Source organism: Ktedonobacter racemifer DSM 44963, assembly GCF_000178855.1.
Taxonomy (GTDB): Bacteria; Chloroflexota; Ktedonobacteria; order Ktedonobacterales; family Ktedonobacteraceae; genus Ktedonobacter; species Ktedonobacter racemifer.
Map to the genome: position 1 here is coordinate 1,359,112 of NZ_ADVG01000003.1, position 19,580 is coordinate 1,378,691.

At 54.4% G+C, this 19,580-nt stretch carries 18 protein-coding genes and 1 pseudogene; 16 read left to right on the forward strand and 3 right to left on the reverse strand.

What is annotated here, in order from left to right:
• Positions 1 to 5: 5 nt before the first annotated feature.
• Positions 6 to 3,239 carry an ABC transporter permease gene (locus tag KRAC_RS34900; RefSeq protein WP_007915555.1) on the reverse strand — a complete coding sequence of 1,078 codons (3,234 nt, stop codon included), beginning with the start codon at positions 3,237 to 3,239 and terminating at the stop codon, positions 6 to 8.
• Positions 3,232 to 4,041, reverse strand: a complete 810-nt coding sequence (locus KRAC_RS34905; protein ID WP_007915557.1) for an ABC transporter ATP-binding protein — start codon at positions 4,039 to 4,041, stop codon at positions 3,232 to 3,234. The genes KRAC_RS34900 and KRAC_RS34905 overlap by 8 nt, the downstream gene beginning before the upstream one ends.
• A 380-nt stretch (positions 4,042 to 4,421) precedes the next feature.
• On the opposite strand from KRAC_RS34905, the gene KRAC_RS34910 reads away from it, so the two are divergent.
• The 11 genes and pseudogenes from KRAC_RS34910 (at position 4,422) to KRAC_RS34960 (ending at position 15,079) form a co-directional block, all read left to right on the forward strand.
• A complete protein-coding gene (locus tag KRAC_RS34910; RefSeq protein ID WP_040445554.1) occupies positions 4,422 to 5,714 on the forward strand; it encodes a sensor histidine kinase in 1,293 nt (430 codons plus the stop codon).
• Positions 5,704 to 6,399 (forward strand): response regulator, encoded by a 696-nt coding sequence (locus tag KRAC_RS34915; RefSeq protein ID WP_007915574.1) that lies wholly within the window; start codon positions 5,704 to 5,706, stop codon positions 6,397 to 6,399. The genes KRAC_RS34910 and KRAC_RS34915 overlap by 11 nt, the downstream gene beginning before the upstream one ends.
• A gap of 166 nt (positions 6,400 to 6,565) precedes the next feature.
• Positions 6,566 to 7,240 (forward strand): hypothetical protein, encoded by a 675-nt coding sequence (locus tag KRAC_RS34920; RefSeq protein ID WP_007915576.1) that lies wholly within the window; start codon positions 6,566 to 6,568, stop codon positions 7,238 to 7,240.
• Positions 7,241 to 7,531: 291 nt separating this feature from the next.
• On the forward strand, positions 7,532 to 7,735 hold the full coding sequence (locus KRAC_RS34925; protein ID WP_007915584.1) for a hypothetical protein: 204 nt from the start codon (positions 7,532 to 7,534) through the stop codon (positions 7,733 to 7,735).
• Positions 7,736 to 7,911: 176 nt separating this feature from the next.
• On the forward strand, positions 7,912 to 9,447 hold the full coding sequence (locus KRAC_RS34930; protein ID WP_007915585.1) for a zinc ribbon domain-containing protein: 1,536 nt from the start codon (positions 7,912 to 7,914) through the stop codon (positions 9,445 to 9,447).
• 66 nt (positions 9,448 to 9,513) lie between these two features.
• Positions 9,514 to 10,005, forward strand: a complete 492-nt coding sequence (locus KRAC_RS34935) for a hypothetical protein (RefSeq protein WP_007915593.1) — start codon at positions 9,514 to 9,516, stop codon at positions 10,003 to 10,005.
• A 52-nt stretch (positions 10,006 to 10,057) separates the two neighbouring features.
• Positions 10,058 to 11,017, forward strand: coding sequence for an NAD-dependent epimerase/dehydratase family protein (locus tag KRAC_RS34940; protein ID WP_007915594.1), 960 nt, complete (start codon positions 10,058 to 10,060; stop codon positions 11,015 to 11,017).
• Between the two features lie 140 nt (positions 11,018 to 11,157).
• A pseudogene (locus KRAC_RS80720) lies at positions 11,158 to 11,896 on the forward strand (IS1 family transposase).
• A gap of 217 nt (positions 11,897 to 12,113) precedes the next feature.
• Positions 12,114 to 12,377 (forward strand): hypothetical protein, encoded by a 264-nt coding sequence (locus KRAC_RS34950; protein ID WP_007915597.1) that lies wholly within the window; start codon positions 12,114 to 12,116, stop codon positions 12,375 to 12,377.
• A 91-nt stretch (positions 12,378 to 12,468) separates the two neighbouring features.
• Complete coding sequence (locus KRAC_RS63130) at positions 12,469 to 14,712, forward strand: PAS domain S-box protein (RefSeq protein WP_007915598.1); 2,244 nt, start codon at positions 12,469 to 12,471, stop codon at positions 14,710 to 14,712.
• Entirely contained in the window at positions 14,702 to 15,079 is a 378-nt protein-coding gene (locus KRAC_RS34960) for a response regulator (protein WP_007915599.1), read from the forward strand. The genes KRAC_RS63130 and KRAC_RS34960 overlap by 11 nt, the downstream gene beginning before the upstream one ends.
• A 170-nt stretch (positions 15,080 to 15,249) precedes the next feature.
• On the opposite strand, the gene KRAC_RS34965 is transcribed toward KRAC_RS34960, so the two are convergent.
• Entirely contained in the window at positions 15,250 to 15,696 is a 447-nt protein-coding gene (locus KRAC_RS34965; RefSeq protein WP_007915600.1) for a hypothetical protein, read from the reverse strand.
• Positions 15,697 to 15,959: 263 nt separating this feature from the next.
• Here KRAC_RS34965 and KRAC_RS34970 point away from each other — a divergent pair, with 263 nt between their 5' ends.
• The 5 genes from KRAC_RS34970 to KRAC_RS34990 all read left to right on the forward strand — a co-directional run bounded on the left by KRAC_RS34970 (position 15,960) and on the right by KRAC_RS34990 (position 19,552).
• A complete protein-coding gene (locus KRAC_RS34970) occupies positions 15,960 to 16,814 on the forward strand; it encodes an AraC family transcriptional regulator (RefSeq protein WP_007915601.1) in 855 nt (284 codons plus the stop codon).
• A gap of 47 nt (positions 16,815 to 16,861) precedes the next feature.
• Positions 16,862 to 17,671 (forward strand): AzlC family ABC transporter permease, encoded by an 810-nt coding sequence (locus KRAC_RS34975; RefSeq protein WP_007915602.1) that lies wholly within the window; start codon positions 16,862 to 16,864, stop codon positions 17,669 to 17,671.
• Entirely contained in the window at positions 17,668 to 17,985 is a 318-nt protein-coding gene (locus KRAC_RS34980; protein WP_007915603.1) for an AzlD domain-containing protein, read from the forward strand. Before KRAC_RS34975 ends, KRAC_RS34980 begins: the two co-directional genes overlap by 4 nt.
• A 155-nt stretch (positions 17,986 to 18,140) precedes the next feature.
• A complete protein-coding gene (locus KRAC_RS34985) occupies positions 18,141 to 18,947 on the forward strand; it encodes a GNAT family N-acetyltransferase (protein ID WP_007915605.1) in 807 nt (268 codons plus the stop codon).
• A gap of 71 nt (positions 18,948 to 19,018) precedes the next feature.
• Positions 19,019 to 19,552, forward strand: a complete 534-nt coding sequence (locus tag KRAC_RS34990) for an NUDIX hydrolase (protein ID WP_040445555.1) — start codon at positions 19,019 to 19,021, stop codon at positions 19,550 to 19,552.
• Positions 19,553 to 19,580 lie beyond the last annotated feature (28 nt).

Below are 19,580 nucleotides of genomic sequence, written 5' to 3' on the forward strand. Positions count from 1 at the left end.
AAAAATCACTCGTACCGCAATGCTTCGGCTGGTGGCACACGCGAGGCCCTGTGCGCGGGCAGGACCGTACACAATAAGGCCACGAGGTAACTCCCAAGCAGGAGCAAGACCACCGGGCCAAGTGGGAAAGGGAACTGTTGCGATGCCTGGCGTGTAATCTGGTAGGCGAGCCACCAGGCCAGGAGGGAGCCTGCCAGCAGGCTTAAGGTGATCACAAAACTGGCTTCCAGAAGGAACGACCGCCGCACCAGGGCGCGTGAAAAGCCCAACGCTCGCAGCATACCAATCTGCTGGCGCCGCTCCACTACAGCACGACTGGTGATCACGCCAATGGAGAAGGCACCAAAGAGTAACCCCATCGCCAGATAGGCGGCAAGAAAGAGCGTCAGACTGGCTGTATAGGCATCCAGGGTGTCCTGCTCCAGAGAATTCAGAGCAATGCCGTGTGCACTCAGTTGGAGAGCGTTATTCAACGCGCTGGCTCCCTGAACCAGACTCACGCCTGGTTGGAGGCGGAAGTAATAAAAGGCGAAGCGGTCATAGGGAGTTGCCCCGATAGCTGCCTCTGTTTTCTCGGAAAAGAGCAGAGTTCCCCAATAGGCATTCGACGGTATCAGGCCAATCACCTTGACCTGGCGGTAAGGCGCATGAGGATCTCCATTCTCCGGCACCTTCACGGAGAAAGGCTCAAAGCCCTGATTTGCCGGCAGTCCCACGTTCCCGACATACTGCAGCACCGCGTAGCCCGGCTGATCACGAACCGCGTTCCAGACCTGGCGATCCGAGTCGTAGCCCTGAGCACGCGCGAACAATGGCATGGTCGTGTCTGAGAGGAATGTCGTATCGACGACCAGAGCGCCTGGAAAGTGTGTGAAGGGATAGGCTTGGTTTCCCGGCCGCGAGAGACGAATCGGCTGAGCGTTGTGCGGATCGTACGCGAAACGCACGAGTGTCGCCAGGGCAATCTCTTGCCTCAGCGTTTGGGGGGTAGCGAGCAGCGGCGCATTCAGGTTCGTGGTGTGCGCTGGATCTACCGCATCCAGGTCCGTCCCGTCGATCTCAAGCTGGAAATTTCCGGTGGTTGTTTGCAGCCCGGACTGCTGAATGCTGCTTAGATTGTTGGTGACGACCAGGATGATCAGGAAGGTAATCAGACCGAGCAGCGCAACGGTGACGCCACTGCGAAAGCGGAAAGTGGTTGGGTACGCCAGTCCGGTCCGACTCACAGGAGCCAGGGCGCGCACCCGGCGCAGGAGGAGCGTCAGCAGTCTGACCAGGAGATCAGCATTGCTCATCACCAGCATGACAGTGCCTAAGATTGGTACAAGCAGGCTGAGCAAGACCGCGAAAGAAGAAGGGCTGTTCAATTGATGTGTTCCTAAAGCCGAAACATCGGATACAAACAGAAGTAGCAAGAGGTCTTTCCCTACCCAGATACTATAGACCAGCCAACCGACTCCGATGAGGCTCACGCTCAGTCGCTTGGCCAGTCGGGGGAGGATTTTGAGCAATGGCAGCAGCCAGTTTACCAACAGCCCGGCGCCAGCAATGAGCAAGGTGACGCTCAGCTGCTGCCAGCCGCTGTCGAACTGCGCTCCAACCAGTTGGAAGAGGAGAATACCTATGAGCAGGCAGAGAGGGCCACGTAGAAAACCCTCCCAGAGCAAGCGAAGCAGCGCGCTCCCCCGGCGAGACAGACGGCGCGCAGTCGTTTCGGACAACGGCTGGCCCGCCTCGTCGCGTGGTGTGGACCAGAGGAAGCGCCACAACGTTCCGAGGGCTGCATGGGCGGGCAGAGGATCGTCCAGGTTGCGGATCGCTGCCACGATATTGGTGCGGCTGATCCAGACCGCCGTGATGAACACGACGACCAGCATCGTGAGCACGCTCAGGCACCATGAACTCAGTAGTCCTGGCCAGCTTACCCATAAGTGCAACGCGATATGGCTGGAAAGCACTCCAGCAGCTGGCACCTGGGAGAGCGCCGCCAGTTCGAGCGCAACCACCCCAACCCCCAGCAGCAGCCCAAGCGAAGATGCAATCACCGCATAACCGCTGCCCTCTATCAGTAACGTCTGTACCAGGTGCTGGCGCTGTAAACCGATCGCACGGCTCATGCCCAGCTCTCCTCGTCGTTCGGCCGCCAGGAGCAGACACAGCAGCACCAGCAGAAGCATACCCGCGCCTACCAGCAAAGCGGTGAAGGTAGGGAGCAGCAGCGAAAACTGGCGCGCGGCAGGCGACGCGATAAAATCGCTCTTATTATCAAGCGGGGAGAAATCCCCTTGACTCTCCGCTATATCGGGCTTGAGTGGATGAAGAATGGTCGAATCGAAATACGTGGGAAAGAAGCCTCGCGCGTCGGGTGCGGCGTGAAAAAAATGCGCCAGGTAATCGAGCACAGGCTGGCCACGCCTGCCATCAGGGCCAATATCATCCAGTCCTCCCTGCCCGATATTTTTCACGCAGAGCACATTGGGCACTGGCTGGGCCAGATGGTGCTGCGCGAGCGACGGAAGAACAGTTGTTAGCGGCATGATGATCTCCGGGTAGGATCCCTCGAATTCCAGTTCGCCATCGGTGACTGCCAGGTCTGTAGAGAGCACCGCCCGGACCGTTACCACAATCGTGGCGTTGCTCTGGCCGAAGAGCGCAACCTGGAGCCGGTCTCCTACCTGGACATGTTCATCACGGGCCACGGTGCTACTCACAAAAGCGTCGTTAGGACCGAGATCCGCAAAGTGCAGCCGGCGGCCCTGGGTATCGGTGAGCGGGCCATAGACCTGATCAAACGCGGGTGAAATGCCGTAGAGATACTGGTCGTTGGTAGAAAGCCCGGTGCGCGCGGAGAAAATCCTCGCGCCACGCGGCATGTAAAAGATGCCAGTCGCTGCCTGCACCTGAGGCATGCTTTGGAGATGCACGAGGGCCTCGTTGACCTGGGCCTGGGTGAATGTGCCACTCACTGCCTCGTCTACATTGCCCATTTTCATGAGCCGATCGGATACCATCGATTGGTTGAAACTATCCTGTAGCCCAAACGAGGCAGTAATAAAGACCGCCGCAAGCATCAGACCTGCCAGCATAATCACTGTCTGGCCGGGGCGGTGCAGCACATTGCGCAGTCCCAGTCGCCAGAGGATGGGGTTGCTGGCGCCCAGGCTCAGCACGACCAGCAAGATGCCAGCGGTAAGCCCGGCCAGCAGCAGGGCAAGTGTGGTCGGAGATAGATTATTCATCGTTTCGCCTGCTCTCTTGCTTTGCACTGCTTAATGGCAGCGTTGCCCGCGTTGCCAACGCGGAGCTTTCAGCTTTCAGTAAGTGATCCGCTTCGATACGTCCATCGCGCATGGTCACCAGGCGATGGGCCTGTTGTGCTACTTCCATGGCATGCGTCACCCAGACAAAGGTCAGGCCATGTTCGCGGTTAAGGTGCAACATCAGGTCAATAATCTCCTGGCTGGTCGCGCTGTCTAGCGCCCCGGTTGGCTCGTCGGCCCAGACAATCGAGGGCATGGTGGCCAGAGCGCGAGCAATGGCAAAGCGCTGGCGCTGACCTCCGCTCATCTCTGCCGGGCGGTGCCGCGCCCAGTCAAGAAGGCCGACCAGTTCGATGCTTGCCCTGGCTCGTGTACGGGCCTCCTTGGGAGCAACTCCGCTCACCAGCAAAGGAAGCTCAACATTTTCCAGCCCGGTCAGGACCGGAAGCAGGTTGTAGGTCTGGAACACGAAACCCATTTCGCGGGCGCGAAACGCCGTAAGCTCCCGGTCGGAAAGCCCGCGGATATCCTGCCCGGCAATCTTAATCGTGCCTGAACTCACACTATCGAGACCGCTCAGACAGTTGAGCAAGGTTGTCTTGCCACACCCACTTGGCCCCATGATTGCGACCACTTCTCCACGTTGGATTCGCAGGCTCACCCCTTGGAGCGCCTGGACCGATGCGCTGCCTGTATCATAGGTTTTACACACCTGCACGGCCTCAACCTGTCCTTTGTCTGTACCGTCTCGTGTGAGTAGCGACCCCTGTTTCATTTTCATAAACCAGAATCTTCCTTCATCTCTATACATAGCCAGCAGTATTGCTTCTGTCATCCATTAGCTCCTCTCTCGCAAAGTGCCAGCAATGCTGTACATACGTCTCTTTCTTAGAAACCAGTCTACTTGTTTGCGGAGCGCCGTGACATCGGCACTTCCGGCGCGCGCGTCTCGGTAAACCAGGCAAGAAAAAACTGCCGAAAGAGACAGTGGAGTCTAGGTAGTTTCGGCAAACCGCTTCTGCCGAAAGAACCGTAGTGCTACTCCACCAGTCATGCTATACTTGCAAAAGTGCCAGGCAGCACGAGACCAGAAGAAGCCTTGGTTGAGAAGCGTTTTTGAGAGAGAGCCAGGGCATGATCAGGCAACGGAAGAAAACACGCATGAACAGCATCAATCAAACATCTCCCTTACGCTGGTTCCTCCTTTTATGGGTAGGGCTGGTCTATATTCAAGTTGTGCAAACAGCTTTGCCAATCCAGAACCTGTATCCAGACAAAATCCCACAGGGAATGGTGAATAATCCCCAGTTCAACTTAGCGCTTTTCACTCTCCTGATGATCTTGCATGCTGGGCTACACTGGGGAGCTTTCTCTTTACGCAAAAACCGGGATCTCCTGCTCTCTTTTCTGGGGCAAGGCATACTCGTGCTGTTGATCTATTTTCTGGCCCAGGCGGGGGATGCGATCGTTGGCCTGTGCCTTGCGCTGACGATTGAGGCCATTACGCTGTTCAGGCAAGCTCGCCTGACGATCCTGGTAGGAGGCGGCTGCCTGCTGCTCTTTGGCCTGACCGAAGGGACGCAGATCGTGTCCATACTTGGGCATGGGAGCGGGTCTGTGAATAAATTGATCGACGCCGTAACTGGGAGTACAACGCTAATCTTGTTTGTCATTGCGTGTGTCTTGCTCTCTATCCAGCAGGGTCGAGCGCACCAGCGAGACCAGACCTTCCTGTGCGAACTGGAAATCGCCCACGCGGAACTCAAGACTGCGCATGAGCAGTTGGAGGAATACGCTGTGGAGGTGGAAGACCTCACGCTGATCGCCGAGCGCCAGCGCCTGGCGCGTGAACTCCACGATACACTGGCCCAGGGGCTGGTTGGTTTGACGATGCAACTGGAGACGATCGATGCCTTGTTGCTCAAACAGCAGATCAATCAGGCGCGGACCATCGTGCAACAGGCGATGACGCGCGCACGGGCAACGATCACAGAGGCGCGCGCAGCGATTGAGGATTTGCGTGCCGAAACGCAGGACGCGCAGAGCTTTTCCCAGGCGGTCCAGGTCGAAATCCAACGCTTTACTTCCGCTACTGGTATCTCCTGTGCCTGTTCTCTGCCGGAAATACTGCTGCTTCCACCTGCTTTGCAGGAGCATCTTCTACGCCTGGTTACTGAAGGCTTAATGAACATTGCTCGCCACGCGCAGGCCACACGTGCGTGGGTCTGCGCAAACTGCGATCAACAGGGACTCACGTTTGAGATAGGGGATGATGGAATCGGTTTTGACCCGGAAGCTGCGGTGCGGCAGGCCGGTCATTATGGTTTGCTTGGATTGCGCGAACGCGCACGCTTGCTGCAAGGGCAACTTCAGATTATCAGCGCTCTCGGCAAGGGAACCACCATTTGCTTACACCTTCTGGGAACAGATGGAGGCATACGTGATGAGCAATAAGCCACAGGTCATTCGCGTGGTGGTCGTCGATGACCACCTGGTGGTCAGGGAGGGCTTGCGTATGATGTTGGAACTGGCAGGGGAAGGATTTGCCCTGGTCGGAGACGCGGCGGATGGCGCAACCGCGCTGCGCGTGGTGGAGGAACTCCAGCCAGATGTGGTCCTAATGGACTTGCGGATGCCGGGCATGGATGGGTTGGAAGCCATTGCGCATATCCGCAACGCCTGGCCGCAAATTGCGGTGGTTATCCTGACCACATACAACGAAGATGATCTGATGGTGCGTGGACTCCGCTCAGGTGCCTGCGGCTACCTTCTGAAAGATACCAATCGTGAAACGCTTTTTCATGCGATCCAAGCGGCGGCGCGCGGTGAAATGCTCCTCCAACCGGAAATGTTGGCGCGTGTGTTTGCGCTGACGTCGTCGCAAGCGAAAGATGCAGCGCCTTCTTTTGGCAACGTCGAGGGCATGGAACTGACCGAGCGCGAACGAGAAATTCTTCAGGGAGTAGCGCGCGGAGAACGCAGCAAAGAAATAGCCGTTCGTTTGGGTATCAGTATCCGCACAGTTGGATCCCATCTTGCCAGTATCTACACCAAACTCGGAGTGGATTCGCGCGCTTCAGCCGTTGCTCTCGCAATAGAACGCGGCCTGCTCAATTCTGATCGACGGGGACCAAAATAAGCACTTTCAAACCGCCCCTCTTCAGAGAATGCTGAGCGCACAAAAAAGAGGAGAAGAAACTATCTTCTCACTGGTCTTGGTCAATGTAGAGGTTTTCGGATAAGCACTAAGCATATGTCTTGTCGCACTACTGCCGAGGCCTGGGCTGGTAAAGGCGGACGCAAACGTGACGACCGATTACAATGCCAACGATGAGCTGTTCCCCCTCAACTTTAGTGCCGTCAGTGGGCACCACTACGAGTTCCGCGTCTTCTGGGACTATAGCCCCAGCGCCCAGCGCCTGACCGAACGCGGAGTATATGTCCAGCCGACCATCCATGACACAAGCGTCTCCCTTCCTTATAGTCTGCGAGGTATCGGAACTTCCGCGGGGGATGCGAACCTGGATGGCGTGGGCGATGCGCTCAAATCCACCATTGGCACATCTGTCTTCGCCAACTACCACCGCTACTCGATTGGACCAACTCAGGCGGGCGCCAACAACGTCTTGCGGGGCGGCTCCAATGTGAGCGTCAATCTCCCGAACAACGCCTATCAGGAGGTACACATCCTGGGGACAGCCATCAACGGGAACCAGGTGAATCAGCCCTTTACCTATACCGACAACACAACTGCCACGCAAAACCTCTCCCTCTCGGACTGGTTCGCCTCCGCGCCCCAGCCCTATGAGCGCTTCGCCGTCGCCCAGGATACCCGCTGGGGACCCTCCTCAGCGCAATACGGCAACATCCACCTCTTTGACTACACTATCGTGCTCAACAACGGCAAAGCGGTGAAAAGCCTCACCCTGCCCAACAACTCAAACATCGTGATCGTCGCTATTACTCTCACAACGATATAGGCCCGCTCCTGACGTACGTGGCTACTCTCCAGAGCGAGAGTAGCCACGTACGTCAGGAGCGGGTCCCATCTTGTGGTTCCTGCTGGCATGGATTTTGATTGGTAAGGCTGGCTATTCCAACACAAATGCTAAGTCATCAACCTGGCTCAAACCCTTCAAGTAGAAGCATAGTATCCACGCTTAAAACATTGCATAAACCCATGCAACAGAGTATGCTAAAGGCTCCCAGAGCGGTCGCTCAACATTCTATAAATTCGATAGTAACTCGTATGCATCAATGAGGAGGCAAGGATGCAAGCACAGACCGGATATTCTCAAGCGCGCAAGCTTCTCGTGTGGGGTTTAATTGCTCTATCTATCGCTCTCATCAGTGCGATTGCAGAAATACCGCTTTCAATCCAGGCTAACCAACTAACACATGTATCTAGTGCAGGCCTGGTCGATCCCCAGCCAGATGCGCCTGTCACCTGTAATGACAAGCTCTTATCTTCCTGACAGGATAGGGCTTTAGCCCTCCGCAAGCCACGGTTCTTTAGACCGTGATGAGGCGTGTTATTGGGCTTGAGCCCTTATCAAACATAGCACTAATAGAACACATGTTTGACAATTTCAAATCAGTATAGTATTCTCTACGAGAGATAGCATATATTTTGTGAGAGGAGGTCCTGAACATGGCAAAAGCCACGAAAACCATCAGGCAGGCGTTGCACTATCCGCCGCAGTATGCTGCCTACTTCGCGGCAAACCAGGTCCTCTTCAATCGCGTCGTGGCCTTTTATTTCGACTGTATCCAGGCACACGAAGGTCTTCTGGCCCTCAAAAATAAGGAGGCCCTCACGGCCCTGGAGAAACTCACCCATGGAACGGGTGCGAACCCCCATCCGATCATGCCACTCACCGATCTCGCGCCAGATATCCCGGCGATGTTCAGACGTGCTGCCATCAATGCGGCCCTTGGTTCGGCCCGCGCATTTTCCTCCTCCCTCAAAACATGGCGAGCACGGAAGCAGAAACACGAAGCCAAACAGACGAGATTGGGAGGGAAGAAGAAGCCATTCAAGGAGCGACCACCAGTCCCACCCCGATCATGGAACAAGTCGGTTCCCTTCTACGCAAGCCTTTGGCGTGAGCGTCATATGCATTGTATCGTGCTCAAGGTCTGGACCGGCTCGTGCTGGTCCTGGCTCAAAGTACACATCCTCAGTCGCGATCTCCCCGATGGGTACGCGATGGGCAGTCCACAGCTTGTTCGCAAGGGGGATCGCTGGTGGTTACATACTCCCATTGAGAAGACCTTCGAGGCTCCCGCAAAGAGCGGAGAGCAACTCACCACCGCCCAGACACGTCTCTGCGCGGTGGATCTCAATCTCGACAAGCATCTCGCTGTGTGCAGCGTCCAGACAGTTGACGGCACCATCCTGGCTACTTCCTTCATCGGAAATGGCGCAGCGGTATCGGGCTGTAGGAAGCAACTGCTTGGACGCATTGCACGCAACCGATCACAGACTGGTCTCATCGCGGAAAACGAACAGGACAATGCCGATCTCTGGGCGAAGATCAGGCACGTGGACGAACAGATCGCGCATCTGGTGAGCGCTCGCATTGTCCAGTTCGCGAGCGAGCACAAGGCGAGCATCCTGGTTTTTGAACATCTGGGCACCCTGCAACCGGAGAAGGGCACGTATTCGCGCCGGAGCAATACCAAACGCGCCTACTGGATGAAAGGGCGCATGTTCCGCTACGCAACGTACAAAGCCTGGAATGCAGGCGGCATCATCACCTGCCGTGTGAATCCGCGCAATACGAGCAGAGAATGCCATCGCTGTCACGCTGCTGTCATTCGCTATAATCAGGGACACCCTGTGGAAGGCTACACCCCCGGTGCCGCGCTCTGTCTCTGCCCACAATGCCAGATGCGCGATCATGCCGACAGAAATGCCAGTTTGAGAATCGGACAACGCTTGATCGAGCGTACGCAAGAACCTTTGAAGGAAAAGCCTCATGCTCGTTCGCAACGTGCGAAGAGGGAGTCGAAAGACTCAGGTGTTGGGATCTCCCAGGATGCCAAACGCCAGATGGGACCATCTCTCCCTGCGGCCAGGCGTGGAGATCATGCCAACGGGGATGGCACCCCCCAGGGGAGAAGGCGCCGGATGGGCGCGTCTCTCCCAGATATTGCGTCCCAACTACGGGTTCACTTTGAGTAGTGGCTACGCCACCTGTCTCACGAACCCGACTACGGCACAGTGTCAGAAGCTGCTCGGCTTTAGCCGATGCGGAGTGTCACATATGTCATTATGCGCAACTTGATCAATACCATTCACCGCGCTGACCGCGCTGAAGAGATTGTCTCGTTGCAGCAGGAACTCGCGCTACATGTTCGGACACAGGTGCAGCAGAAGCAGCAACTTGAAGAAGGCTTCCAGAAGATTGCGGAGACGCATGCGCGTATTAGCAACGGTGATCTGAGTGTGCGTGTGAACCTGAGTGAGGGGCATGCGCTCTGGAATGTCGCTGGTTCACTCAATAACCTTCTGAATCGCATGCAACGTATGAAGAGCGACGCGGACATGCTTATCGTGACGCGCCAGGCTGCCTATCAGGTCTCGAGTGTGTTACACCAGGCTGTCGCGACGGGCACGATGACTAATATGCATCTCCCTACCACTGGTACTCCGCTTGATCCGGTTATCATCGAGCTCAATAACGTAGCTCGTAATGCTACGTCCCATTCGCAGTCTCGCTATGGGAGCACGTTGGGATAGCATTAGCAATACAGTATCTGTGAAAATAACAAGAGAAGGAATCATTATATTTATGCGTATTCTGGTTACTGGAGCTTTTGGTAACGTTGGCTTTAGCACTGTGCAGGCGCTCATCGAGCAGGGGCAAACGGTTCGCTGCTTTGATCTGAAGTCGAAGGGGGCGGAGAAGAAGGCCCACCTTGTTGAGGGCAAAGCCGAGATTATCTGGGGCGATATCCGCGATGCCCAGGCCGTAGCTGAGGCTGTGAAGGGGCAGGAGGCTGTCATTCACCTGGCTTATATCATTCCACCTGCCGTGGATGAGAACCCTCAACTGGCCCAGGAGGTGAATGTTGGGGGAACACGCAATGTCATCGAGGCGGCCAAAGCACAGAGCCAGCCACCGAAGGTCCTCTTTAGCTCCAGCCTGGATGTCTTTGGGCCCACACAGGATCAGGAGCCGCCGCGCCGCCTGACCGATCCCGTTATGGCGACCGACGAATATACCAGGCATAAACTAGAGGGCGAAGAGATGTTGCGAACCTCTAACCTGGAATGGGCAATTTACCGCTTTGGCGATGTGCCTCCGTTAGAGGCACGTCAGATGCATCCTATCATGTATACCATTCCCTTGAACACACGCCTGGAGGTGGTTCACACCCATGATGTGGGCCTGGCAATCGCCAATGGTATGCATAGTCCCATCTGGGGCAAGGTCTGGTTGATTGGTGGCGGTCCTAAGTGCCAGATTCGCTATCGTGACTACCTCTATCGCACGCTTGGCGAAATTGGTCTTCAGCCTCCACCCGACGAAGCCTTCGCGCCCGATAGCAAGCCCTATTGCACCGACTGGCTCGATACTGAAGAGAGCCAGGCGCTCTTGCAATACCAACGTCATACCTTTGACGAGATCATGCGCGACGTGGCGGAGGCGACCCGCCCCAAAGGAGCCGTGGCCCTTATCCTGCCGCTCCTGCGTCCGCTGGTCAGCAGGCAGATGTTGAAGATGTCACCCTACCTTCAGCAGAAATAGCCTGAGGGCCTGGTGAATCTAGCGAAGAGAGCATGCCATCGCGCATGCTCTCTTCGCTATCAAGCAACCTTAGGTGGTGGATAATCATGAGCTGATAGACTGAAAGGAGAAGATCAAACAGGCGAGCAGGAGAAATGAAAATGGTCACGATCACTCTTTGGTGTCCCTACTGTGAAAGTGGAAAATTGGTGCGTAATGGGCATGCACCTAATGGAAAACAGAGATACTTCTGCCAGGAGTGTAAGCGGTATAGTCGGGAAAATCCTTCGCCTCGTGAGTATTCAGAGGAACGCAAGGAAGAGATACTGCGAGCGTATCAAGAGCGGAGTAGTTTAAGAGGGATTGAACGGACATTTGGTGTCTCGCGCTACTCAGTAGCGAAATGGTTAAAAAAAAGCAGCGGACTTGCCTCCCTTGAGTGAAACGCTCATTGTACCCAATGCAAATGACCTAGAAGCAACTCTACTTGAATGAGATGAACTTTGGTCATTTGTCTTACAGAAGACCAATAAAGTCTGGATTTGGATTGCTCTCTGCCGAAAGACTCGGCAAGTTGTTGCACGAGCTATTGGAGACAGAAGCGAGAATACCTGCCGAGAGCTGTGGAATGCTATTCCAGAAATGTATCGTTCTGGGCATTGCTATACCGATTTCTGGAGTGCATATCAAGCAATCATTCCCGAGAAGCAACATGCAGCAGTGGGCAAAGAGACAGGTGAAACTGCCCATGTCGAGCGATGGAATAATACACTCCGGCAGCGTCTTGGCAGATTTGTTCGCAAAACGCTCTCATTCTCTAAATCTCCTCTCATGCATACTGCCTGCTTGGATCTCTTTCTTCACCGCTATAATCTGGAAAGGGCCATCAGCTTCATGTGATCCACTACCCAACCTTAAAACAACTCCATTAGGAATGAAACATTCGCATAGCACTCCACTATTTGCTACCACTCTTTTGCTTTCTCTTTCTCCATTTCTAGAAAAACTCTTCCTTTTATTGATAAGTTGACAATGCTACTTTCTGTTACCTTTTCTCCTACTTCTACGTAGAAAAAGTAGGAGTGATATTTGACCCCTAAAAGCAGGAGGCGTTGCGATGAACCAGACGATGCGTGCTCCCCGAGGAGCGGCGATCCCGTCCCCTGATGGCTATGATATTCTGCGTCGGGATGGGCGATATTTTCCTGTTCGTGTCCATCTGCATGATCCTGTGCATCCTGGAACGACAGCATTCAAGCGCCCAGATGGAACGGTGGTTTCCTTTGCCAAACGCCTCTCTGCTCTGGTCTTCCTGTATCAACAACAGGAGCATCAAGCTGAGGATCAGGAGCAAACCACCTCTCACGCCTCGTCTTTGTGAACATATCATCCGCCTCTGTGCTCTTCCCGCACCCACTCAGAGGCTCAGACGAGAAGACCCTCTGAGTGGGTGCGGGAAGAGAGTAATATGAATGGACTTACAAGATCAAATGAGTACGCCCCAGCAAGACAACGATGCAGAATCACGGCTCATGCATGAACATGACTGGGCGCTCACTCCTCTGGATATCTCATCAACAGGACAGAATACTCTCTCTGAGCACACATTCGCAGGCCATACGCATGTTGTTTGCTTTAGTGAGCACGACGCCTCACTCATCACCATGCTCAGCGCATTTCTCGGCAATAGTTTACGGACAGGGGACAGCTGCATTGTCGTCGCGACGCCATCCCACCACGAACACCTGGAGAAGCACTTGCAAGCCGTTGGCTTCGATCTGGCTCAGGCCGTGGCCACTGGGACCTATATCCCTTTAGATGCCGCCACAACCATGGCGCGCTTCCTCGTCGATGGGCAGCCAGATTCGACCCGCTTCATAGAGGTGATTGGACCGCTCATCGAACAAGCAACGCAGGGAGGCCGCCGCGTGCGTATCTTTGGGGAAATGGTCGCGCTCTTGTGGGCACAGGGGAAGCAGGCGGCAGCCATTCGCCTGGAAGAACTCTGGAACGCGTTAGGCCAGAGGTATACCTTTTCCCTTTTCTGCGCGTACCCCCTACAGGACTTTGATGGAAGGAAGCATGAGGCAGCGTTCACTCACATTTGCCAGTTGCACTCCCATCTCGTTCCCCCTACGAGTTATAGCCAGCTCACTGAACAGGAACGGTTACGGACCTTTACACTGCTGCAACAGAAGGCCAACACCTTACAGGTCAAGATCACGGAAAGCCAGGCCGCACAAGAGCGGCTCCGGGCCCTGGCAGCCATTGTGGATTCGTCTGATGACGCCATCCTCAGCAAAACTCTCTCAGGCATTATCACCAGTTGGAATAGCGCCGCCCAACGCATCTATGGCTATACGGCCCAAGAAATGATTGGAACGCATGTGACCCGGCTTTTCCCGCCGGATCAATACGAGGAATTTGAGCAGATCATGGCGAGGATTCGCCTTGGTGAACGGGTAGATCACTTTGAAACCCGGCGTGTACGCAAAGATGGCCAGGAACTCCTGGTTTCCGTTACGATCTCTCCCATCAAGGATGAAGACGGCGTGATTCATGGTGCCTCGACCATCGCCCGTGATATCACGGAGCAGCGGCGCTTAGAAGCGAAGTCGCAGCGACTCTTTGCTTCAAATTTGATCGGGATTTTTGTTGCAGATGAGACGGGAAGGCTTCTGGAAACCAATCAAGCCTTCTTGGATCTGGTGGGCTATACCCAAGATGAGTGGCAGGCAGAAGCGCTCTATGCCATGACGCCCCCCTTTTTTCCGGCTTCGTTCCTTCGCCCACTCATTCAGTCTGCACGCGCTGGAGATGGTTCCTCTGACCCGCAGGAAACCATCTTGTTGCATAAAAGTGGGAAGGCTCTCCCGATATTCATGGCCCTGACCTGCATCGAGCACACTCAGACCTGTATCGGCTTCGTGCTCGATATCAGTGAACGCAAAGCCTTGGAGCAGCGCAAAGACATCTTCATCGGCATGGCTTCCCATGAACTCAAAACCCCAGTGACCAGTCTGAAGGGCTTTCTGAGCCTGGTACAACGACTCCTCTCACAACAGGGAATGTCGCAACAGGGAAATGAAAAAATACTGCAATATCTTGCCCGCATGGATGCACAAATCGAGAAGTTAACCAAGCTCATCAACGATCTGCTGGATGTTTCTATGATGCAGACAGGACAAATGATCTACCGAGAAGAGCAGGTAGACGTGGATACCCTGGTACGAGAGATTGTGGAGGACGTGCAGGAGACGACGCAGACCCATCGATTGCTTGTGCAAGGAGAGGCTCGAGCCACTGTGTTTGGAGACCCGGATCGCCTGGGGCAAGTGCTGATAAATCTTCTCCAGAATGCTATTAAATATTCGCCCAACGCCAACACCGTTCTTATCCATTTGGGCACAACTGAGGAGCAGGTGCTGATCCGCGTTCAGGATTTTGGCCTGGGCATTAGCAAAGAACATCACCAGAAAATTTTTGAGCGTTTCTATCGGGTCACTGATCAAGAGGAGAAAACCTATCCAGGTATGGGGATTGGCCTGTCCATCTCACAAGAAATTGTCAAGCGACATGGAGGACACTTCTGGGTCGAGAGTGAGCGCAACAAAGGAGCCATCTTTTCTCTAAGCTTGCCCCTTATGCAGCGAGAAAGCCAGGTACTCTCTCAGGAGGAAGAGCGTGAAAGGATGAAGCAGCCAAATGCAGAGTAGACAAAGTCAACAGAAAACACTCCTGGTGGTCGATGATGATCTCGACATTCTCGACTTTTTGCACGACCTGCTTTCCATGGAGGGCTATCGAGTGCTCGTCACAACGAAGACAGAGACACTGGAGCAATTGCAGCAGGATGCCTTGCCTGACCTCATCCTGCTGGATGTATTTCTCTCGGGTCGAGATGGACGAGAGGTCACCAGACACCTGAAAAGCCAGGAGGAGACCAGGGCGATCCCTATCATCATGTTTTCTGCTTATCCTAATGTGAAAGCGACTGTGCAGGCAGCGGGTGCCGATGCTTTCATCGAAAAACCCTTTGATATGGATATCTTAGTCACAAAAATCGCGCACTTCCTCTGCTAGTGACCAGTCGCGTTGATCCTGCGCTTTCGCTGGCTTCTCTCTCATCGTATTTGTCCTCTTTTGCTGCTATACTTGCTCTAGAAGAAAGATTCTGTTTTCCCAAGCAGGAGCAGTAGACGCTTATAGTCTATTGCTCCTGCTTGCGCATGGTGTTCTATTCTACTAACTTTCTATCCGAGGCACCCTTCGCCTTCGATGGTGAAGTTGGCAGTTTTCTGCGGATCACTCGTGCACTGTAACGTGATGCTCCCATCTATAGAGAAGCCGGGATCATAGTCAAAGGTGAGCGCCTGACCCACCTGTATGTCCTGCGCAGAGTATACTACCTGGTCTCCATCTTTCACTTCAACGGCATATACAGAGCCGTCTTGAGGAGCAGTAATCTTTACTTCCGCGTGAATATGCGCCCAGAGCACCGTATATGAGCCGCTTTTAGTAAACGTCCCGTTGACCAATGAAGCTGTATATGTTCCTTTCTGGCATGTGAGAGGCGATGTGGTAAGGTGGTGTTTCGCTTTGAGCGTTTCTAGTTGCTGAATTTGCTGATCTGTTAAAGACAAGGAAGCTGCTACATCCTGAAGCAAATGGCCAGGATTTGGGGAAGGTTGCATTGTCATGGTTGTTTTCTCCTGTTTGAAGAGTTCAAGTACACTTCTGACAAAAGCACACTATAGAATCCCTACAAGGAGTATACACATATTTCGTGTTAATGTAAATAATACATTGTAAAACATTAAGTAGATTTGTTGCATTAAATATGCACAATGGCTGTGTCGCTCAAGATTGCCTCTAATCAGGGGCGAGATTATCCTTTTTTTCTGCTATACTTTGCTCTAGAAGAAAGATTCTGTTTTCCCTTTCTCTCAGATGGAGTACGCGTGTGGAGAAGAGACGCCAGGGGGCCGGGTTGGGCTTAGAAGAAAAGACTACTTTCTGGCGTGACCCGGCATTTAATGATCTTGAGCTGTTGCAGGCGACGTATGTGACGCATAGCTTTGCTCCGCATACGCATGAGGGCTATGCCATTGGCGTGATTGAGTCGGGGGCCGAGCGCTTTAAGTATCGTGGAAGCTCGCATATCGCTCCGCAGGGCTGGGTGGTCGCTGTCAATCCGGGCGAGGTCCATACGGGTGAGGCGGCCATTGAGCGGGGCTGGAGCTATCGCATGTTCTATCCCGATGTCTCGCTAGTCCAGCGGGCGGCCTCGCCGGACGAGGCACCCACGCTGGATGTCCCTTTCTTCCCCTCGCCTGTAATCCATGATCCTATGCTGGCCGGCATGCTCGCTCAGCTTCACCTGGCGCTGGCGAGCTCGCCCTCCACCCTGGAGCGGGAGTCCAGGCTGACCTGGACCTTCGCGCACCTGGTGATGCGCCACGCGGATACCCGCCTCATTGAGCGTCCCACCAGGGGAGGCCGCTCGATTGTTCAGCATGTGCGAACCTATCTTGAAGAGCATGCCACGGAGAATGTCTCGCTGGACCAACTGGCGAGCCTGGTGCAACTCAGCCCCTTTCACCTGCTGCGCGTCTTTCGCGAGACGGTGGGTCTGCCTCCCCATAGCTATCTCACTCAGCTACGTGTGATGCGTGCCAAGCGCCTTATCGCGTCCTCGATGCCCCTGGCGGAGGTGGCGGGTGCCGTTGGTTTTAGCGACCAGAGCCATCTGACGCGCCACTTTAAAGCCCTGGTCGGTGTGACGCCGGGGCAGTATGCGCGTGCCTGCCAGCGATAGCAAGAACGTTCAAGACGGTCTCCCGCCATATGCCCTAGAATAGGGATATGCAAACATCACGTTCCGAATTTTTCGCAGGCATCAGAAGTACGCTGCCGATCCTGATGGGCGTACTGCCCTTTGGGCTGATCTATGGCGTCTCAGCGCGTAGCTCTGGCCTCTCGCTGGCTCTGACCCAGGCCATGTCATCTATCGTCTTCGCTGGCTCGGCCCAGTTTGTGACGGTCCAGCTGTTAGGCGCAGCTCTGCCAGCGGGCATTATCCTGCTGACCGCCTGCATCATCAATCTACGCCACGCCCTCTATAGCGCGTCCATCGCGCCCCACCTACGGCGCCTGGGCACAGGCTGGAAGCTGCTCCTGGCCTATCTCCTGGTCGACGAGGTCTACGCCATCGCTATTACCCGCTTCCAGCAGCGGGATGAGAGTCCTCATAAACACTGGTATTTTCTGGGGGCAGGGTTGACGCTCTGGAGTATCTGGCAGGCGAGTACCGCGGTGGGGATGCTCCTGGGGGCAAATATTCCCGCAATCTGGTCGCTGGACTTCGCTTTACCGCTGACCTTTATCGCCCTCGTGGTCCCGGCGCTCAAAGAGCGGGTAGAAGTCATTGTAGCGCTGGTTGCCGGGCTGGTCGCGGTGCTGGCGGCGCATTTACCCCTCAACTCTGGCTTGCTGGTGGCGACCTTTGCCAGCATCTTGCTTGGCCTCCTGCTTGAGAAAAAGATGAAAAGGAAAGCTCCACTTGAGGAGAGCGTGGAGCAGAGCGAGCATATCCCCTCGACCTCTCTGGAGCAGAGCGAGCATATCCCCTCGACCTCTCTGGAGGAGAGAGACGACAAGGAGCTGAAGAGATGACGATCTGGCTGCTGATTATTGGAATTGGTCTTCTGACCTATGGGTTGCGCTTGAGCTTTATCCTGGGCCTGGGACGGGTGGAGATGCCCGCGCTGGCGCTCAGAACCCTGCGCTTCGTGCCGATAGCGGTGCTCACGGCTATCATTGTACCCCAACTTCTGCTCCCGAGTGGGGCCGTAGATCTCTCTCTGCACAATCCGCGCTGGCTGGCGGGCCTTCTCGCCGCCCTTATCGCCTGGCGAACGCGCAATGTCTTTCTGACGATTGTGGTGGGAATGCTCGCCCTGTGGGGCCTCCAGGCGCTCTTTGTTTAGCTCTACCTTCGAAAAGGTCGCATGTATAACCTATATTGCTTCTCTAGATTTCCTGGGATAATATAAAGTAAAATGCTAGTTTATTACATTTTAGCTTTTTGAGACAGTTAAAGCTTGAAAATAGCATCTGCAACAGGAGAAAGGCGCATATTTTTGTGAGTACTATCCCGCAAGATCTCACGCCATTGGAGGCGTCGCTGGCCTATGATGCTAACAACATCGCTCAATGCAAGCTCTTTAGTCATCTACCTCAAACAATATTTTATGATGACCCTGGCATACTCTGGTATACAACTGGTAGCCCGATGGATGGCTTTAATGGTGTATTGCAGACACAGCTTGAACCAGAAAGCACTTCTGGTGCTATTGAGCATGTTTATGGCTATTTTCAGCAGCAGCATCTGCCGTTTCTATGGTTTGTTGGTCCCTCCTCTCGTCCAGCCAATTTAGGACAGATCTTAGAAGAGCATGGTTTGGCGCACGTAGAGACAGAGCCTATTATGGCCTTAGACCTGCGTAAAATGCACACGGATATCCCGGTATCATCGCGCCTGGTTATCCATCCAGTAACTACACCGGAGCAATTGCTGCAATGGATACGTGTCTGGCTCTTTGTTTGCCCAGAAGAGCTTATTCAGCAGTGCTTTGCTCTTTATTCAGGCCTAGACTTATATTCTCAAGGTCCGATACGTTTGTATCTTGGAACCATTGACGGGGAACCGGTTGCTACTTCCGACTTATTCCTGGGAGAGGAAGCCGCTTCCGTTGGCCATGTTGTGACCTTGTCAGACTATCGAGGTCAGGGGATTGGCGGTTCAATGACTCTGGCGCCCTTGCAGGAAGCGCAGAAGAGTGGCTATACTACCGGCGTGTTATCGGCATCTCCAATGGGTATCTCCATTTATCGCCGCATTGGTTTTCAGGAATGTGGTACATTCAGTGTCTACGGCAAAGAGAGCTAAATACAGTTTAGCTCTCTCATACATCGCTGTAAGGGCCTAGATGATATAATCAAGGCAAAAAAGACGAGGTTATGCCTTTGAATATTCAGCCGTGGCAAAAGCGTGCGGAGACCAAGGTTTTTGCCGGTTTTCGTCATATTCTCCGCAGGGCTTATCTCCTTCCCAATGGTGCCGAGGCCGATTTTGAGATTAAACATGAGACTCACGCGGCCTGTGTCCTGGCACTAACCCCACACAACACAGTGCTCCTGGTACAGCAGTTTCGGCCTGGCCCGGAAGAGATTTTATTGGATCTGCCTGGTGGAGGGGTCGAACCGGGTGAGGATCCCGCGCAGGCGGCTGCCCGCGAACTGCTGGAGGAAACGGGCTATCGCGGTGAGCTTGAACTGGCGGGAACGTGCTGGCACTGTGCATACTCAACGATGCTCAAGCATAACTTTGTCGCGCGCAACTGTGTCAAGGTTCAGGAACCGGCGCTCGATGAGCACGAGTTCGTCAGGGTGGTCGAGATGCCTCTGGAGGATTTCAGGCTCCATGTGAGAAGTGGCAAAATGACGGATGTTGCGGGCGCCTACATGGGCCTGGAGAAGCTACAATTGCTCTGAACTTATGATGATGATGTTTGTTACATTA

Coding starts and splice junctions, on each gene's coding strand:
- KRAC_RS34925 (WP_007915584.1), top strand. CDS start 7,532: ATGCAAGCACAGACCGGATATTCTCAAGCGCGCAAGCTTCTCGTGTGG.
- KRAC_RS34910 (WP_040445554.1), top strand. CDS start 4,422: ATGAACAGCATCAATCAAACATCTCCCTTACGCTGGTTCCTCCTTTTA.
- KRAC_RS34950 (WP_007915597.1), top strand. CDS start 12,114: ATGAACCAGACGATGCGTGCTCCCCGAGGAGCGGCGATCCCGTCCCCT.
- KRAC_RS34990 (WP_040445555.1), top strand. CDS start 19,019: ATGCCTTTGAATATTCAGCCGTGGCAAAAGCGTGCGGAGACCAAGGTT.
- KRAC_RS34935 (WP_007915593.1), top strand. CDS start 9,514: ATGCGGAGTGTCACATATGTCATTATGCGCAACTTGATCAATACCATT.
- KRAC_RS63130 (WP_007915598.1), top strand. CDS start 12,469: ATGGACTTACAAGATCAAATGAGTACGCCCCAGCAAGACAACGATGCA.
- KRAC_RS34940 (WP_007915594.1), top strand. CDS start 10,058: ATGCGTATTCTGGTTACTGGAGCTTTTGGTAACGTTGGCTTTAGCACT.
- KRAC_RS34905 (WP_007915557.1), bottom strand. CDS start 4,041: ATGAAAATGAAACAGGGGTCGCTACTCACACGAGACGGTACAGACAAA.
- KRAC_RS34965 (WP_007915600.1), bottom strand. CDS start 15,696: ATGACAATGCAACCTTCCCCAAATCCTGGCCATTTGCTTCAGGATGTA.
- KRAC_RS34960 (WP_007915599.1), top strand. CDS start 14,702: ATGCAGAGTAGACAAAGTCAACAGAAAACACTCCTGGTGGTCGATGAT.
- KRAC_RS34900 (WP_007915555.1), bottom strand. CDS start 3,239: ATGAATAATCTATCTCCGACCACACTTGCCCTGCTGCTGGCCGGGCTT.
- KRAC_RS34930 (WP_007915585.1), top strand. CDS start 7,912: ATGGCAAAAGCCACGAAAACCATCAGGCAGGCGTTGCACTATCCGCCG.
- KRAC_RS34915 (WP_007915574.1), top strand. CDS start 5,704: ATGAGCAATAAGCCACAGGTCATTCGCGTGGTGGTCGTCGATGACCAC.
- KRAC_RS34980 (WP_007915603.1), top strand. CDS start 17,668: ATGACGATCTGGCTGCTGATTATTGGAATTGGTCTTCTGACCTATGGG.
- KRAC_RS34975 (WP_007915602.1), top strand. CDS start 16,862: ATGCAAACATCACGTTCCGAATTTTTCGCAGGCATCAGAAGTACGCTG.